Consider the following 16,787-nt stretch of genomic DNA (forward strand, 5'->3'; position numbering starts at 1 on the left):
TACGTAATCAAGGATATGTTCGCGCAACCGGGGTGGAACCTCGGGTTCGGGGTTGTTATCTGCCCCACCACTTCGCCGTGGAGGGGCAAAATGAGCGCAACATCCAAAACGCCAACTCTGACAGTTCAGGACATCCGGGCCCGCAAGGGTGGCGATCCGATCGTCAGCCTGACCGCCTATACCACGCCGATGGCGCAGCTGATGGACGATCACTGCGACTTCGTTCTGGTCGGTGACAGTGTTGGCATGGTGTTGCACGGCCTGCCATCGACGTTGGGCGTGACGATGGACATGATGATATTGCACGGCAAAGCGGTGGCGCGCGGGTTGGAGCGCGCTCTGATGGTCGTCGACATGCCGTTTGGCAGCTATGAAACCTGCCCTGCCGACGCTTTTGCCAACGCCGCCCGCCTGATGGCCGAAACCGGGGCAGGGGCGGTCAAGCTGGAAGGCGGCGTTGAAATGGCCGACACCATCGCCTTTCTGGTCAAACGCGGTATCCCCGTGATGGCCCATATCGGCCTGACCCCGCAATCGGTGAACGTGTTCGGCGGTTACAAGGTGCAGGGACGGGGCAACGCCGGTGACGCGTTGATGGCCGATGCCCATGCCGTGGCCGAAGCTGGGGCATTCGCCGTTGTGCTTGAAAAGATCCCCGCGAGCCTTGCCGACAAGATCACCGCCGCAATCGACATCCCAACCATCGGGATCGGCGCGTCCGCCGGGTGTGATGGTCAGGTGCTGGTGGTTGACGACATGCTGGGCCTGTTTGCCGCGTTCAAACCAAAGTTCGTCAAACGCTATGCCAATCTCGCCGAACAGGCCCAAGCGGCTATTGCAGATTATACCACTGACGTGCGCGCGCGCAGCTTCCCGGCTGATGAACACGTCTTTGCCGACGACACAGGGGATACCAAGTGACCGCTCCAATCCTGCGCCAACTGTGCGAAATCCGCGAACTCAGCACGGGCTGGAAACGCGCCGGGCAGACAGTCGCCGTTGTCCCCACCATGGGCGCGCTGCATGCCGGGCATTTGTCACTGGTTCAGGCCGCCAAGGCGCAATGCGATCGCGTCATTGTCTGGATTTTTGTGAACCCCAAACAGTTCAACAACCCCGAAGACCTCAAGAACTATCCCCGCACTGAACATGACGACGCGAAAAAGCTCGCGCCGTATGGCGTCGATGCGATCTATGTGCCGGATGTCGATCAAGTCTATCCCGACGGCTTTGCCACAACCGTTTCGGTCACCGGTCTGACCGATGTTCTGTGCGGCGCGCATCGTCCGGGACACTTTGATGGCGTGGCAACGGTGGTCAGCAAGATCTTCCTGCAAACCGGGGCTGATCGTGCCTATTTCGGCGAAAAGGATTATCAGCAGCTCCAGATCGTGCGCCGCATGGCCACCGATCTGGACATCCCGATTGACGTCATCGCCTGCCCGACCGTGCGCGAACCATCAGGACTTGCCATGTCGTCGCGCAACCTGCGTCTGTCCGAAGATGCAATGCGTCAGGCGGCCAATCTTTATCCGATCCTGAACGACATGGCAGCCGAACTCAGGGACGGTACCGTCTTTCGCCCGCTGGCCGACCGCGCCCGCGCCCGACTGAACGAAGCAGGCTTTGATGAAATTGAATACCTCGACCTGCGCCGCGCTGATGGCCTTGCCGCGATGGATCACCTGGATGCCCCCGCGCGCCTGTTCATAGCGGCCTGGATCGACGGGGTCCGGTTGATCGACAATATTGCGGTCTGACGTCGGCGGACTGAACGGGCTGGCGGACCTGTCAAAGACTGCTAGTCTCGCCTCCGAAAACAGGAGGAGCCGTCATGACATACATCCTAGCCATCGATCAGGGCACAACGTCCAGCCGCGCAATCCTGTTTGACGCCGCAATGCAGGTCGCGGGCAGCGCCCAAAAGGAATTCACCCAGATCTTTCCGCACTCCGGCTGGGTCGAACACGATCCGGAAGAGATCTGGTCGACCACGATTGACGTCTGCAAGGCTGTGATGGCGCAACAAGGCGTCACCGCCAGTGACATCGCCGGAATTGGCATCACCAATCAACGTGAGACCACGGTGATCTGGGACCGCGAGACCGGCGCACCATTGCACAACGCCATTGTCTGGCAGGACCGCCGCACCGCGTCGATGTGCGAAACCCTGCGTGAGGCCGGGCACGCAAAGATGGTCACGCAGACAACCGGGCTGCTGCTTGATCCGTATTTCTCGGGCACCAAGGTCAAATGGGTGCTCGACCAGAACCCCGGTGCCCGCACTCGCGCTGCCAAGGGGGAACTGCTGTTCGGGACCATCGACAGTTTCCTGATCTGGCGTCTGACCGGCGGCAAGGTCCACGCCACCGATGCCACCAACGCCGCCCGCACGCTGCTGTTTGACATCCACACAGGCGAATGGAGCCCCGAGATCTGCGCGTTGCTGGACGTGCCCACGGCGATGCTGCCAACCGTCCATGACAGCGCCGCCGATTTCGGGCGCACGAAATCGGAGATTTTCGGCGGTGAACTCCCCATTTTGGGCGTCGCGGGCGATCAACAGGCGGCGACCATCGGACAGGCCTGCTTTAACCCAGGGATGATGAAATCGACCTATGGCACGGGGTGTTTTGCTCTGCTCAACACCGGCGACACACCTGTGGCCTCGCAAAACCGGATGCTGACCACCATCGCCTATCAGCTGAACGGCCAGCGCACCTATGCGCTCGAAGGGTCGATCTTCGTCGCCGGGGCTGCCGTGCAATGGCTGCGTGATGGTTTGGGCCTGATCGAAACCGCTGCGCAAAGCGGTGAACTTGCTTTGCAGGCCGACCTCAGCCAGGAAATCACGCTGGTCCCGGCCTTCACCGGCCTTGGCGCACCTTATTGGAACCCCGATTGCCGGGGGGCCATGTTTGGGTTGACCCGCAACACCGGACCCGCCGAAATCGCCCGTGCCACGCTGGAAAGCATCGCCTTCCAGACACGCGACCTCTGGGAAGCGATGCGGGCCGACTGGACGGGCGCGGCGGATGTGACCCTGCGCGTCGATGGCGGGATGAGCGCCAGTGACCTTGCCCTGCAAGGGTTGTCCGACATTCTGGGTGCCCCCGTGGATCGTCCCGTGATGCAGGAAACCACCGCGCTGGGCGCGGCATGGCTGGCCGGGATGCAGGCCGGTATCTATCCCGATATGCAGGGGTTTTCTGACAATTGGGCGCTGGATCGGCGGTTCGAACCCGAAATGTCCAAAGACCAACGCGACGCCGCCTATGCCCGCTGGTTGCGGGCCGTCAACGCGGCCATGGCCTATTGATCAGCGTTTCGATGCCATGATCAGATCGGGGCCGAAAATCGTGTCCGCGTGGTTCTTGAGATATATTTTCAGCCATGGTGTGAACCGGTCGGGGTGACGGGCGATTTCGGCCAGCAGGTCGTGATAATCAACCCATCGGATCGCCATAACCTCGTCCGGGTTGGGGTTAATCGCCAGCGCGCCGCGCGCCTGGGCCAGGAACACATCGACCACTTCATGTTCAACCATGCCATTGCCAACATCGGCCCGGTATTCCAGCCGCTGGCGGTATTCAGGGATCAGCCCCTCGATCCCCAGCTCTTCGCGCAACCGCCGAACCGCGCAGGTGCTGGGCGGTTCGTTCCAATCGGGGTGGGTGCAGCAGGTGTTCGCCCACAGGCCGGGCGTGTGGTATTTTCCCATGGCCCGCTGCTGCATCAGGATCTCGGTTCCGCGCACGACAAACACGGACACAGCCTTGTGCTTCAGACCCTTTTCATGGGCCTCGATCTTGTCGGTCGGTAACAGCTGCCCATCAACCCAGGCCGGGATCATAAGGCTCATGGCAGACGCCCCCCGATCACTGCAGAGCACGAGCGGGTCGGTCGATCATGACGAAGATAGATTGGGCGCACGCGTACATATCCTGACCAAGTTGCAGCCTCCCGCCCTTGGCAGACCCCACATCTGCCCGGCGAAGGGATACAGTTAATATAGGAACAGAGATTGGTATACCAATGATACGAAAGGCCGCGGCGAACCCGCGGCCTTTGCGACATTCATCAGGTGTCAAAGTTACTCGGCAGCCGGGCTGACGCTGACCAGATAGGCCCAGATATCCTCGCCGCCCTTTTTCAGCTTGAACGACATTTTCGACTTGGCCGATGTGCTGCCCAGAGTCTCTTGCAGAAAAGCCTTGGGGTCGGTGGTATAAGCAACAAAGTTGGCCTCGTCCCAGACCAGACCGGCTTCGCCTGCGGCAACCAGATCGGCACCGTATTTGAAATCTGCGGTCCCTGCGGCGCGTCCGGGAAGTCCGAACAGGTTCGGGCCGGTCTTGCCGCCCTTGACGATTGTTTCGCCGTCATCCGACACGATCATGTGGCACGACTTGCATTTCTTGAAGCCTTTTTCGCCCTTGGCGGCGTCGCCCTCGGCAAATGCCGGGACAGCCAGCATGGCCAGGGCTGCTGTAGCTATCAAACGTTTCATGGCTCTCTCCAACGGTTTTCGCTGAGGACAATACGTAGGGCAACGGCCCGAGAGTCAATTGGCAGATTGCCGCGCTTGACCGGGCCTTTGGTCGCGTATCCTAGCCCTTGTCAGCGCTCCAGCAGGGCAGCAGATCGCCGCTCGCCGGGGTCGCCGCATGCACGCCGCGCGCGATGGCGCGGCTCAGGCACAGCGCAGCGGCGTGGCCAATCCGGGCCAGATCGCGTTCGGTCTGCATCAGTTTGCGATCCCCGGTGGATACGCTGAACACCAGATCGCCGTCACCGGGCGAATGGGCCGGTACGGTCGCGCGGCCAATACCATCATGCGCCGCGATCGCCAGCCGCTGGCATTGTGCCTTGGACAGGTCGGCATCCGTAGCGACAATGGCGATGGTCGTGTTCATCCTCTCATCCGGCAAGGGTGCCGCCAATTCCAGCATCCGGGCCAGTTTGCGGCTGTTCAACTGTCGCCCCAACCCGGCATTGAGGTCCGGGCCCAGCCCGCCGAATTCCCCGTCCACCTCAAACGGAGCCGCCCAGAAATGCTGCTCGCCGGGCGTGGTGACGCTGCCCATCGGATTCGCCGCCACCAAAGCACCAACCGTGATGCCGTCGTCCAGCACGAAAGAGGCCGAGCCCAAACCGCCTTTCAGCATCGCGGTCATCGCACCAGTCCCAGCCCCGGCGCTGCCGATGTCGAATGTGTCCGAGGCCGCCTCATACGCCGCGCGGCCCAGAGCGCGATACGGGTTGTCTGCCCAGTCCTTGTTGCCGCCGTTCAGCAGATCGAAGATGATTGCGCCGGGCACCAGCGGGATGACGGCGTTGCCGATCCGAAACCCCCTATCTGCGGCGCGAAGTCCATCCATCACTCCGGAACAGGCATCCAGCCCAAAGGCAGACCCGCCAGACAAGACCAGCGCATCAATCGCCGCCACGGATTTGTCAGGTGCCAGAAGGTCAGTCTCGCGCGTGCCGGGTGCACCGCCCATGACATGGACCGAGGCGGTGAATGGGTGGTTAGCGGTCAGAACGGTGCTGCCGGTTTTGATCTCAGAGTCAGCAGAATGGCCGACCTTGAGACCGGGAATGTCAGTGATAAGGTTGCGAGGGCCTGGGATCATAAGATGTTCCTGCACTGTCATGTCTGGCGTGCCGCGCACGCGATCCGTTCAAATCTGGGGGCGCTGCCCCCGCCGCGCTACGCGCGCCTCCCCCGGGATATTTTGGGCAAGAGGAAGCCGAAATGCGCCCTTTTTCCTCTTGCTCCAAATATCCCCGCCGGAGGCATTGCCCGTCAGGGCAAATTCTTGCGTCAGATGCAGCGGCCGCCGTCGACTTCCATGGCGACCCCGGTGATCATCCCGGCTTCGTCCGAGCATAAGAAACACGCGGCATTGCCCATGTCTTCGGGTTGGGAGAACCGGCCCAGCGGAATCGTGGACAGGAACTTGGCGCGCATTTCGGGAGTGTCTTCGCCCATGAAGGATTTCAGAAGCGGCGTTTCTCCGGCCACCGGATTCAGGGCATTCACACGGATGCCATCCGGGGCCAGCTCCACGGCCATGGTGCGGGTGGCGGTGATCATCCAGCCCTTGGAGGCGTTGTACCAGTTCAGTCGGGGGCGCGGTGACACGCCTGCAGTCGAGGCGATGTTGAGGATTACGCCTTGCTTGCGATCCTTCATGTGGGGCACCAGCGCCCGGGCGGTGAGGTAAACGGATTTCATGTTGACCCGGAACACCCGGTCGAAATCATCTTCGCTGACGTCTTCCAATGGGGTGGGCATATGGGTCACGCCGGCATTGTTCACAAGGATATCGAGGTGCCCAAAGGCCGACAGGGCGGCGTCTGCCATCGCTTGCACCGACGTGCCATCTGACACATCAACAGTTTGCGCGACAGCAGCGCTACCCAGCTCGGCCGCAAGCGCATTAGCGGCGTTTCCGTTGATGTCAGCGATCATCACGCGCGCGCCCTCGGCGATGAATTTGCGAACCATTCCGGCGCCAAAGCCCGAGGCCCCCCCGGTGACGATGGCGGTTTTGCCCTTCAGTCGCATAGCATTCTCCCAAACTGTTTTGCCGGAAGACTATCAGCGGGCGCGTGGATCACAACGCGTCTTTGTCGATTTTGCCACGCAACGTCTTTACGGCCCCGCGCTGTTTTTTGGCATCGACCCGGCGGCGTTGTGAGCCCTTGGTCGGTTTGGTGGGGATCCGGCGTTTCGGCGCGACCAGCGCCTGACGGATCAGATCGACCAGACGGTCGCGTACAATTTCACGGTTGCGAACCTGCGAGCGGGTTTCGTCGCATTGCAGGATGATCGCGCCTTCGTTGGTCCAGCGGCGCCCGGCAAGCCGTTTCAGGCGGGTTTTGACGGCGGGGGTCAGGGATGGCGAACGCTGCGCTTCGAATCGCAACTCAACGGCCGACGACACCTTGTTGACGTTTTGCCCGCCGGGACCGGACGCCCGCATAAAGCTTTCGGACAGCTCCCAATCCTGCAGGGTGATATCGTTGGTGACGTTCAACATGGGGCGTTTCTATACCGGAACGACCCATTCAAAAAGGGCCGCCCGACTGAACGGGCGGCCCTTTCGAAAGTTTTCGGAGGTGGGTCGGTGAGACCTCACAGAGATCGATCGGGCACCAGTCCCGATAAGGGCTGCCTTACCGGGCGGCCTCAAGACCTGTTCCGACACCTCGCTCCAATACCTTTCTTGACACTGGATCACCTCCTTATCTTTCCTGTTGAACTCGATAAGATGGTGGCACGGACTGTGCGATTGTCAAAGAAAAATCGTCAGGCCATCAGATTGCGGGGGTCAATTCGACCGATAATCAGGCGGAATGGCACCAGTGCGATCAGTGCCAGCGACAGTTTTACCATCCAGTCGGCAACCGCCAGCGACACCCAAAGCGGGGCGACCGGGCCCATGCCCAGCAGCGGCAGTGTTTCGTTGGCCCAGCTGACATCATTGCCGGGTTCCAGCCAGATCAGCTGCGCCGAAAAGGCGATTGTGAAAAACAGCACCGTGTCCACAGACGACCCGATCAGGGTCGAAGCCAGCGGCGCGCGCCACCAGCGGCCCTCGCGCAGGGCGGAAAAGATGCTGACATCCAGAAGCTGCGCGGTCAGAAATGCCAGTCCCGATCCGATGGCGATACGGAAGGTGACCAGCGGGCCGAATTCGCCGACGATCTGGGTGCCGATAAGCGAGCAGAACAAACCGACGATAAATCCGACAAAGACCACGGTGCGGGCAGGTCCTGCGCCATAGATCCGGTTCATCAGGTCGGTGACCAGAAAGGCGAGCGGATAGGTGAACGCCCCCCATGTCAGCCAGTTTCCAAACAGAAACTGAACCAGGATGTTCGAGGCCACAACAATGGCGGCCATGGCAAGAATGCCGGGAAGGTGAGCGCGTGTCATACTGTAATCCGTTTTGGCAAGGTCGCGGAGACTTGTCCCGATCAGTCGGGCAGGCGGCCTGTTACCGGGTTGCGACAAATTGCGCAAGTCAATCCGGCAGGGCGTATTCCACGATCTCGGTCCGTTGGAACGATTTGAAGTTGTCGTCCGAAATCATCGTGGCCCTCAGAATGCCGACCTCATCCCGCCAGATGGACAGACCTTCAAGGTTGTCATGGGTGCCAAAAGCGGTGCGGATCAGGGTTGCTTCAGCTTCCGGTCCGTCCGCGCCAAAGCTCCAACGGCGCAGTTGCGTGCGGAATCCGATCACGCTGAAGCCCCGTTCAAGCAGATAGAACCGCCCGTCCGGGCCGAAATCGGCCCCAACAGGCTGAAATCCACGACTGGACGGCAAGGAAAACGGCACGGTCCACCGGTCGTTCTCCAACCTGTAGACCGGGATCCCCCCGTGGGCATCGCGGCTGCCTTCGGGCAGGGTATACAGGCGGCCCTGATCGTCTTGTGCAAGGGCTTCCAGCGATTTGTTCGCGCCCATCCCGGCAAAGGTTGCGGCGCGCGACCTGACCTGCGCTGCAGAATCCGGGGTGTCATAGGTGGCGACCCGGTGCGACCCTTCGAAGGATATGTGCATCGTTCCGTCCGGTTCGATGTCCAGCCCTTCGGCATCGGTGATGCCCTTGCTCAACCGCCCGCCGGTGCTGGAGCGCAGCCACCACCATTCGTCGACTGTAATGTCAGCGATCAGGCCAGCCTCGCGATCAATCAATGCCCGCGCAAAGAATCCGCGATCGGTCAGGGCGAACAGGCCCAGACCGTCAGGATCAAGTTCAATGGCTGAAAACCCGCCGAACCAGCCCCCGGCGCCCGTCCACTCGTAACTGCCAAGATACTCGGCCCGGTGTTCGGACGCGGGCAGACGGCAAGCGACAAGGGCGAACGCGATTACTGCGACTGCAGGACCGAAGCGCATTGCTGGGGCAGATCTGCCAGAACGTAGGGGCCCTTCTTACGCGGCTTGGCCTTGGGCGCATTCGGGTCCTTGGGCTTGGGCGGCGGCGGGTTCAGGATGTTGTTCACCCATTGCTGCGCCTCGGCACACCCGTCGCCTTTGGGGGGCGGGTTCTGATTGGTACAGCCCTTGGCGCCCTTGGGGCAGGCCAGCCGGACGTGGAAATGATAGTTGTGATACGGCCACGACCGGATTTTGCGCAGCCAGCGGCGGTTGCCGGTTTCATCTTTGCACATCTGCACCTTGATGCCCGGCGAAACGAATATCCGGGCCACGCGCTTGTCTTTCGCAGCCTCGCGCAGAATGCGGTGATGTGCGCGGCTCCAGTTGCCATTCACAGAAGCTTCGTTCTTGGACGAAACCGAGATTGACGAAATGTTTTCGCGCGTGTTGCGCGACAGGTTGATCCGCGACGCAGGAAGCATCCAGATATCGGCATCCAGCCCCATCTGGTGGCTGCGGTGCCCAGACAACATCGGCCCGCCACGCGGCTGGCTGAGGTCGCCGATATACAGCCCCTTCCATCCCGGTTGCTTGGCGGCAAACTTGCTCAGATCCTGAAGATAATCGACCAGATCCGGATGGCCCCAGTTCCGATTGCGCGACAGGCGCATCGCTTGCCAGGTCGGGCCGGTTTCGGCCAACTCTGCGGCCCCGGCCACGCAGCCCTTGGAATAGCTGCCATAGGCGGCAGGTTTTTGCCGAGAGCCAGTATCCTTTGCGCCAAAAAGTTGTTTGGCCGGTGTTTGCGCGCCAACCGGCGCCGCAAAGGCCAGAACCAGAACACTCAGAATTATACGAAACAAGGTCATCAGGGTTTTTCGCCTTTCGCTTTCACCCAGCTTAGCAAAACAAGACCGATGACGAAAAGCAAGATTACCGGCGACAGGCCCAGACGGGCGTTTTCGGTCACTGCCGTCACAATCCCGATCAGCATTGGCGCGATAAACGACGTTGCCCGGCCAGACAGACCATACAGTCCGAAATACTCTGTCGGGGCATCCGGGTCCGAATGGCGCACCATCAACGACCGGCTTGCGGATTGCAGAACCCCGCCCATGCCGCCGATCAGCGCACCAAGGATGAAGAACACTGTATCCGGCAAGGTCGATCCTTCGGCCAGCGGAATGCCAAACGCCTGATCCCGCGACATCGACACAAGCGTGATACAGACAAAGATCAGAACCCAGATCGCTGCAATGATCACTGGTTTCGGGCCGAACCGCCGGTCAGCCTTGCCGCCCAGATAGCTGAAGATCACCGACGATATCAGCGCCACGATCCCGAAAACGCCGATCTCGGTAATGCTCCAGTCCAGCACCAGAAGCGCATAGGTGCCGCCAAAACTGTACAACCCGTTCAGCGCATCGCGATAGAACATCGACGAACCCAGATAGGCGAACAGGCTGGTCCGGTTCACCAACCCTTTGACCAGCGTCCAAAGCGCGCGCAGCGCGTCGCCCAGACTGGCGTGGTCATTGGTTTTCCCGTCGTCGCGCACCCACAGGAAATAGGGGATCATGAAAACCGCGAACCACAATGCTGTAACCGGCCCCACGGCCCGAGTGCCTTCGCGCTCGGTGGCGTTCAGACCAAAGATCGGATCCAGCCCGATCAGGGTCTTGCCATTGCCCTGTTCGGCAAAGAACAGCAGAAAGATCAAAAGCGCGACGAACCCGCCCAGATAGCCGAAGGCAAACCCCGACCCGGAAATGGCGCCGATTTCTTCGTCATCGCCCAAACTCGGTAACTGCGAATTCACGAAAATCAAGGCAAATTCGGCGCCGATAAACCCGATGCCAAACGACATCAGCATCCACCACATGTTCGACCCGTCCGGCTGCGCAAACCACAGCGCGCCTGCGCCAACGACATACATGGCAGAAAACACACCGATCCACGGGATACGTTTGCCAGACAGATCCGCCATTGCGCCAAGGACCGGCGCGCCAAACCCAATGATCAACCCGGTGATCGTCAGCCCCAGCGCCCATGTGCTTTGCGCGCGGGCATCTGCTGCGGCCTCGGTTAAGCCCATTCCGGCAAAATGCGCGGTGGCGACGCTGGCGAAATAGGGGCCAAAGATAAAGGTCACCAACAATGTATGGTAAGGCTGGCTGGCCCAATCAAAGAAGTACCAGCCCCAAATCCGCTTGCGTGGTGTCACTGTGCTCATTCTCCGCCCCCCCATTCTTTCCAATGGATTAAGACCGTTTGTGCACAAATAAAGCAAGTCTGACAAAGACATGATGCCGATCTGGGTTCAATTTTCACCATCTCGGTGTGACCACACCCCGGATCACGCGCGTCTTCACTTGTCCTTTGCGCAAGCAGCCATTACGTCTTTGCCAGACAAGACGGAGAGACACGACAATGATGGCAATCTACGGACCGCTGCAGCTTATCCTAAGCGTGGCCTATTTCTTCGTCATCGTGCACGTGATCATGAGCTGGCTGATCAATTTCCAGATCCTCAACCTGCATCAGCAGGTCGTGGCGCAGATCTGGTACGGTCTGAACCGTGTCCTTGAACCGATCTATGCCCCGATCCGGCGCATCCTGCCCGATACAGGCGGCTTGGATCTGGCCCCCTTGGTCGCGTTCCTGATCATCATATCGCTACAGAACTATATCCTGCCTACCATATTTGGATTTATGTAGCCTGCCGCCCCTTGTTCACGGATTCTGAGTATGTGAGACTGCATCCTCAAGAGCAGTAGCACCAACAGATGACGTGAGGCCCCCGTTCATGCCCCAAGCGGACCAGATCCTGCGGGATGTGTTTGGATTCGATGATTTCCGGCCCGGACAGGGCGAAATCGTCGATGCAGTGGCGCAGGGCGAAAACGTTCTGGCCATCATGCCCACCGGCGGCGGCAAATCCCTTTGTTTCCAACTTCCTGCGCTGATCCGCGATGGCGTAACCGTCGTGATCTCGCCTCTGATTGCCTTGATGCGCGATCAGGTGCGCGCGCTGCAAGAGGCTGGCGTTTGCGCCGGCGCGCTGACCTCGGGCAATACCGAAGAAGAAACCGAAGCAGTCTGGACCTCGCTGGAGGCGGGTGAGTTGAAACTGCTGTACATGGCGCCTGAACGTCTTGCCTCGGGGGCGGCAATGGGGATGTTGCGGCGGATCGGTGTCAGCATGATCGCCGTGGACGAGGCCCACTGCGTCAGCCAGTGGGGTCATGATTTCCGCCCCGATTATCTGCGGATCGGCGAACTGCGCCGGGCCTTGGACGTGCCGTTGTCGGCATTTACCGCGACCGCAGACGCTGAAACCCGCGAAGAAATCGTTGAAAAGCTATTCGACGGTGCGCCGCCGCGCAGTTTCCTGCGCGGGTTCGACCGGCCCAACATCCACCTTGCCTTTGCCACCAAGGACGGGCCGCGCCGCCAGATCCTTGAATTTGCCGCGGTCCGCAAAGGCCGCTCGGGCATCGTTTATTGCGGCACCCGCGCCAAGACAGAAGCACTGGCCAAAGCGTTACGCGACGAAGGCCACAGTGCCTGCCACTATCACGGTGGCATGGACGCCGAAGACCGGCGCATCGTTGAAGCCCGGTTTGCCCGTGAAGATGGGTTGATCGTGGTCGCCACTGTCGCCTTTGGCATGGGTATCGACAAACCCGACATCCGCTGGGTTGCCCACGCGGACCTGCCAAAATCGATCGAATCCTATTATCAGGAAATCGGCCGCGCCGGGCGCGATGGCGCACCGGCCGAAACCCTGACCCTGTTCGGCCCTGATGACATTCGGTTGCGCCGCTCGCAAATCGACGAAGGTCTGGCCCCGCCCGAACGCCGCTCCGCCGATCATGCGCGCCTGAACGCGCTTCTCGGCCTGGCCGAGGCATTGACCTGCCGCCGTCAAACCCTGCTGTCCTATTTCGGCGAAGATTCGGCACCTTGCGGCCATTGCGATCTCTGCGACACGCCGGTCGACTGCTTTGACGGCACCACAGCCGTGCGCATGGCGCTGTCGGCGATGCTGCGCACCGAAGAATGGTTCGGATCGGGCCATCTGATCGACATCTTGACCGGGGCCGACACCGACAAGATCCGCGCGCGCAACCATGCCAGCCTGCCGACCTATGGCGTCGGAACCGAATATGACAAACGCCAGTGGCAGGCGATTTTCCGGCAGATGATGGGACACGATCTGGTGCGTCCTGACCCCGAACGCCATGGCGCGCTGCGCATGACCGAAGCGGCCTTGCCGATCCTGCGGGGTGAATCCGGCATCCAACTGCGCCGCGATACGATCCGCAAAGCCGCGCGCCGTCCGGCGGTCAAGGCTCTGGTATCCGACGAAGATGCACCGCTGTTGTCGGCGCTCAAGGCCAAGCGGCGCGCCTTGGCCGAGGCCGCGAAAGTACCGGCATACGTGATCTTCACCGACAAGACGCTGATCGAAATGGCCGAAACCCGGCCTGCAACGCTGGACCAGATGGCCGGGATCAGCGGTGTTGGTGCCAAAAAGCTTGAGCGATATGGCGCCATGTTCCTTGAAGTGATCACCGGCGCGTCCGAGGCTATGCATCCCTCGCGCCGAAAACTGGCCGGGCGCGACTCTGGCTCACTCTATGACCAACTGCTGGAAGCACAGGCCGGATTGTCGCGTGGCGAGGGCGGGATCGACAAACCACTCAGCTGTTCTGCGTCGCAACTGGCCAAGGTGGCCAAGATGCGCCCCGATGATGAGGCCGGGCTAACCCGGTTGCTGGGCGAACGCCGCGCTGAACGCTTTGGCCCCGCCTTTCTGGACGTTCTGCGTGCGGCGGGCTAAATCCGGTGAAATGATCGAAAGGGAAAGACCATGCTGGTTGTGATTTCTCCGGCCAAACGGCTGGACTGGTCCGAACATGACGGCCCGGTGACCGAGCCCGAGTTTCTGACCGATGCCAACCGGTTGGCCCGGACCGCACGCAATCTGACGCTAAGCAAGCTGCAGGACCTGATGGATATCAGCCCCGATCTGGCCCGGCTGAACCGTGACCGGTATCGCGATTTTCAGGACGCGCCCGAGCCTGAGGTGACCCGCCCTGCGGCGCTGGCCTTTGCCGGTGACACCTATCTGGGGCTCGAAGCCGGGTCGCTGGACAGCGATGAAATGGCATGGGCCCAGGATCATCTGCGCATTCTGTCCGGGCTTTATGGCGTGCTGCGCCCGCTGGACGCCATTCAGGCCTATCGGCTGGAAATGGGCAGCCGCCTGAAAACCCGTCGCGGCACATCACTCTACGATTACTGGGGCACGCAGATCTCAAAAACGTTGAATGCCCAAGGCAGCGACCTTGGGACCGACACATTGGTCAATTGCGCCAGTCAGGAATACTTTGGCGCGGTTGATCCCAAGGCCCTGAAGCTGCGCATCGTCACCCCGGTGTTTATGGAAGACAAACCCGGTGGCCCCAAGATCGTCAGCTTTTTTGCCAAAAAGGCGCGCGGCGCAATGGCCCGGTTTATCATTCAGAACCGGCTGACCGATGCGGCGGCCCTAACCACATTTGATACCGGCGGCTATGTCTATCAGCCCGACCTGTCAGACCCGGACCGCCCGGTATTCATACGCCCGGCAGACGCGCAATAAGTCACGCGTCTGCGTCGCGATCCAGCGGATCCGCACCCGTTGGATGATACCGCTGGATCCGCTCGCAGATCACGGATTTGCGCAACGGTTTGGTCAGGTAATCGTCCAGACCGGCGGCCAGAATATCTTCGGCGTCCCCCGCCATGGCATGCGCGGTCAGCGCGATGACAGGCGTATGGCGACCAATGCCGGATTGCAGCGCCCGGATTTCGCGCGTGGCGGTTTTGCCATCCATTTTGGGCATGGAAATATCCATGAACACCAGATCCGGCTTGAAATCCCGATACGCGTCGACGGCAGCAAAGCCATTGTCGGCAAAGACCAGATCGATGTTCAGATCCTGAACCATCTTTTTGAACACCAACTGGTTGGTCTTGTTGTCCTCGGCCGCCAGAATGCGCATCCTGCGTCCCGCGCCTGCAGGCATCATCGGGTCCTTGGCGGCCACCGAAGTCGAGATATCGTCCGGATCATACACCGACGCGGCCGACGTCAGCGCCCCGAAGTCGGCCAATTTGCCAAACAGGTCCGCCCGCGAGATCGGTTTTTGCAGAACGCCCTGCACAATCCGGACGGCGGGGTCGTTCTGGGTAAACGCCGGGTTCGAACTTAGCAGCAGGATCGGCGTATCGACCCAGCCCGCTTCACGCAGTTTGACGGCCAGCTCCAGTCCATCCATACCCGGCATGTTGTGATCGCTCAGGACAATGTCGATATCTTCCGTCATCGCGGCCAGCGCTTCGGGTCCCGAGGCGCAGCAGGTGACTTGCACTCCCAGTTGCTTCAGTTGCCGTTCCAGGACATCGCGATTCACCAACAAATCATCGACCACAAGAACATGGTTCAGACCTTCGGGCAGATGCGGCGGCATCGGTTGCGCGCCATCCGCCTTGGGCAGCGCCAACCTGAACCCAAAACACGACCCAACGCCTTCTTCGCTTTCGACCCAGACCGACCCCTTCATCAGTTCGACCAATCGCCGCGAGATCGCCAGACCCAGCCCGGTGCCTTCGAACTGGCGGTTCCGGTCGTCTTCGACCTGATTGAACTCTCCGAAAATGTGATCGATCTTTTTGCGCGGGATGCCGATTCCGGTGTCTTCAATCGCGATATGAATCGCCGTTCGCGCCTCGTCTGCGCCCGGCACGCCGGTGATGCGGATCAATACATGGCCAGAATTGGTGAATTTCACCGCGTTGCCGACAAGATTGGTCAAAATCTGGCGGATTCGACCCGGATCGCCAATGAACCGCGTCGGCAGGAACAGATCATAATCCACCAGCAGATCGAGTCCCTTGTCGCGCAGCGTCGGTTGCAGCAGCATGACAACTTCGTGGATGCAGCGTTCCAGATCGAATGGCTCCGGGTGCAGCACCAGTTTGTCAGCCTCGATCTTGGAATAATCCAGAACGTCATTGATGATCACCAGCAGCGCCTCGCCGGAATTCTTGATGGTGTCGGCGTACAGGCGCTGTTCCTCGCTCAACTCGGTATCGCTCATCAGTTCGGCCATGCCGACCACGCCGTTCATCGGCGTTCGAATTTCGTGGCTCATGTTGGCAAGGAAGGCCGATTTGGCGCGGTTGGCGGCCTCGGCCCGGGCGCGCGCCGCCTTAAGCTCGGCCTCATAGCGCACGGATGAGGTGATGTTCAGGGCCAAGCTTACCACATCGCCATCTGCGGCGCGGTGGTCGATCAGCTTGATGTACTGGTTGTTCCAAAGCTGAAGCACCACTGGCGGCGGGGCGGCTTTGAACCAGCGCTGCGTCATCATATGCCGCCAGTCCCGGGCGCGCATGGACCCGGTATTGACCAGACCCTCATCCGTCAAAATCTGCAGAATGCGGGTGTAACAGACCCCCGGTTCGACTTCCTCAAGCCCGTCGAACACGTTCAGATAAGCTGTGTTTGCGCCGATCAAGGTGTTGTCGCTGTTGAAAAACGCGAACCCGTCCTGAATTGTCTGGATCGAATACCACAACCGCCGTTCAGCGATTTCGATCTTCTGGTTGGCCTCGCTCAGATCCGATTTGACCCGTTCGTTTTCGAAGCGAACCGTTTCGACCTCGGCCTGGGTTTCCCCAATCCGGCGGGTCAGCGCCATCGCGTGATGGCCCAGTTTGCGGTTTGCCGACGTCAGTTCGGCCTGCTTGAGTTCAAGCAGACGTTCAGCGGCCAGACGCGCGCGACGTTCTTCCGAGAGTTTCTGGGCCAGGCTCATCCCTGCGGCTCCGCTT

General features: G+C 60.6%; 16 protein-coding genes. 6 read left to right on the plus strand and 10 right to left on the minus strand.

All coding sequences use genetic code 11. The annotated features are described in order from the left end of the window. The first annotated feature begins 90 nt into the window (after positions 1 to 90). The 3 genes from panB to glpK all read left to right on the plus strand — a co-directional run bounded on the left by panB (position 91) and on the right by glpK (position 3,319). Entirely contained in the window at positions 91 to 921 is an 831-nt protein-coding gene (gene panB, locus FOY56_RS17140) for a 3-methyl-2-oxobutanoate hydroxymethyltransferase (RefSeq protein ID WP_146347098.1), read from the plus strand. Next, positions 918 to 1,760 (plus strand): pantoate--beta-alanine ligase, encoded by an 843-nt coding sequence (panC, locus tag FOY56_RS17145; protein ID WP_146347099.1) that lies wholly within the window; start codon positions 918 to 920, stop codon positions 1,758 to 1,760. Before panB ends, panC begins: the two co-directional genes overlap by 4 nt. A 74-nt stretch (positions 1,761 to 1,834) precedes the next feature. Beyond that, a complete protein-coding gene (gene glpK, locus FOY56_RS17150) occupies positions 1,835 to 3,319 on the plus strand; it encodes a glycerol kinase GlpK (protein WP_146347100.1) in 1,485 nt (494 codons plus the stop codon). Here glpK and idi read toward each other — a convergent pair whose 3' ends face one another. The 9 genes from idi to FOY56_RS17195 all read right to left on the minus strand — a co-directional run bounded on the left by idi (position 3,320) and on the right by FOY56_RS17195 (position 11,133). Further along, a complete protein-coding gene (gene idi / locus FOY56_RS17155; RefSeq protein ID WP_146347101.1) occupies positions 3,320 to 3,862 on the minus strand; it encodes an isopentenyl-diphosphate Delta-isomerase in 543 nt (180 codons plus the stop codon). 231 nt (positions 3,863 to 4,093) lie between these two features. After that, positions 4,094 to 4,510: a c-type cytochrome gene (locus FOY56_RS17160; RefSeq protein WP_146347102.1), complete on the minus strand. Its 417-nt coding sequence runs from the start codon at positions 4,508 to 4,510 to the stop codon at positions 4,094 to 4,096. A gap of 100 nt (positions 4,511 to 4,610) precedes the next feature. Beyond that, positions 4,611 to 5,636 (minus strand): P1 family peptidase, encoded by a 1,026-nt coding sequence (locus FOY56_RS17165; RefSeq protein WP_146347103.1) that lies wholly within the window; start codon positions 5,634 to 5,636, stop codon positions 4,611 to 4,613. A gap of 191 nt (positions 5,637 to 5,827) precedes the next feature. Beyond that, positions 5,828 to 6,574, minus strand: a complete 747-nt coding sequence (locus FOY56_RS17170; protein ID WP_146347104.1) for an SDR family oxidoreductase — start codon at positions 6,572 to 6,574, stop codon at positions 5,828 to 5,830. Positions 6,575 to 6,623: 49 nt separating this feature from the next. Then, positions 6,624 to 7,049 carry an alternative ribosome rescue aminoacyl-tRNA hydrolase ArfB gene (arfB, locus tag FOY56_RS17175; RefSeq protein WP_146347105.1) on the minus strand — a complete coding sequence of 142 codons (426 nt, stop codon included), beginning with the start codon at positions 7,047 to 7,049 and terminating at the stop codon, positions 6,624 to 6,626. 269 nt (positions 7,050 to 7,318) lie between these two features. Beyond that, the gene (locus FOY56_RS17180; RefSeq protein WP_146347106.1) at positions 7,319 to 7,948 is read right to left on the minus strand and encodes a queuosine precursor transporter; all 630 of its coding nucleotides are present in this window, start codon (positions 7,946 to 7,948) and stop codon (positions 7,319 to 7,321) included. A gap of 88 nt (positions 7,949 to 8,036) precedes the next feature. Then, on the minus strand, positions 8,037 to 8,918 hold the full coding sequence (locus FOY56_RS17185; protein WP_146347107.1) for an esterase-like activity of phytase family protein: 882 nt from the start codon (positions 8,916 to 8,918) through the stop codon (positions 8,037 to 8,039). Next, positions 8,891 to 9,769, minus strand: a complete 879-nt coding sequence (gene mepA / locus FOY56_RS17190) for a penicillin-insensitive murein endopeptidase (RefSeq protein ID WP_146347108.1) — start codon at positions 9,767 to 9,769, stop codon at positions 8,891 to 8,893. Before mepA ends, FOY56_RS17185 begins: the two co-directional genes overlap by 28 nt. After that, on the minus strand, positions 9,769 to 11,133 hold the full coding sequence (locus tag FOY56_RS17195) for an MFS transporter (RefSeq protein WP_146347109.1): 1,365 nt from the start codon (positions 11,131 to 11,133) through the stop codon (positions 9,769 to 9,771). The genes mepA and FOY56_RS17195 overlap by 1 nt, the downstream gene beginning before the upstream one ends. 197 nt (positions 11,134 to 11,330) lie before the next feature. Between FOY56_RS17195 and FOY56_RS17200 the strand changes: the two genes are divergently transcribed. The 3 genes from FOY56_RS17200 to yaaA all read left to right on the plus strand — a co-directional run bounded on the left by FOY56_RS17200 (position 11,331) and on the right by yaaA (position 14,550). Then, positions 11,331 to 11,618, plus strand: a complete 288-nt coding sequence (locus FOY56_RS17200) for a YggT family protein (RefSeq protein WP_146347110.1) — start codon at positions 11,331 to 11,333, stop codon at positions 11,616 to 11,618. An 88-nt stretch (positions 11,619 to 11,706) separates the two neighbouring features. Next, entirely contained in the window at positions 11,707 to 13,746 is a 2,040-nt protein-coding gene (gene recQ / locus FOY56_RS17205) for a DNA helicase RecQ (RefSeq protein ID WP_146347111.1), read from the plus strand. A 30-nt stretch (positions 13,747 to 13,776) separates the two neighbouring features. Next, a complete protein-coding gene (gene yaaA / locus FOY56_RS17210; RefSeq protein ID WP_146347112.1) occupies positions 13,777 to 14,550 on the plus strand; it encodes a peroxide stress protein YaaA in 774 nt (257 codons plus the stop codon). A 1-nt stretch (position 14,551) separates the two neighbouring features. On the opposite strand, the gene FOY56_RS17215 is transcribed toward yaaA, so the two are convergent. Next, positions 14,552 to 16,771: a response regulator gene (locus tag FOY56_RS17215; RefSeq protein WP_146347113.1), complete on the minus strand. Its 2,220-nt coding sequence runs from the start codon at positions 16,769 to 16,771 to the stop codon at positions 14,552 to 14,554. Positions 16,772 to 16,787: the final 16 nt, after the last annotated feature.

Source organism: Falsiphaeobacter marinintestinus (genome assembly GCF_007923355.1).
GTDB classification, from domain to species: Bacteria; Pseudomonadota; Alphaproteobacteria; order Rhodobacterales; family Rhodobacteraceae; genus Phaeobacter_A; species Phaeobacter_A marinintestinus.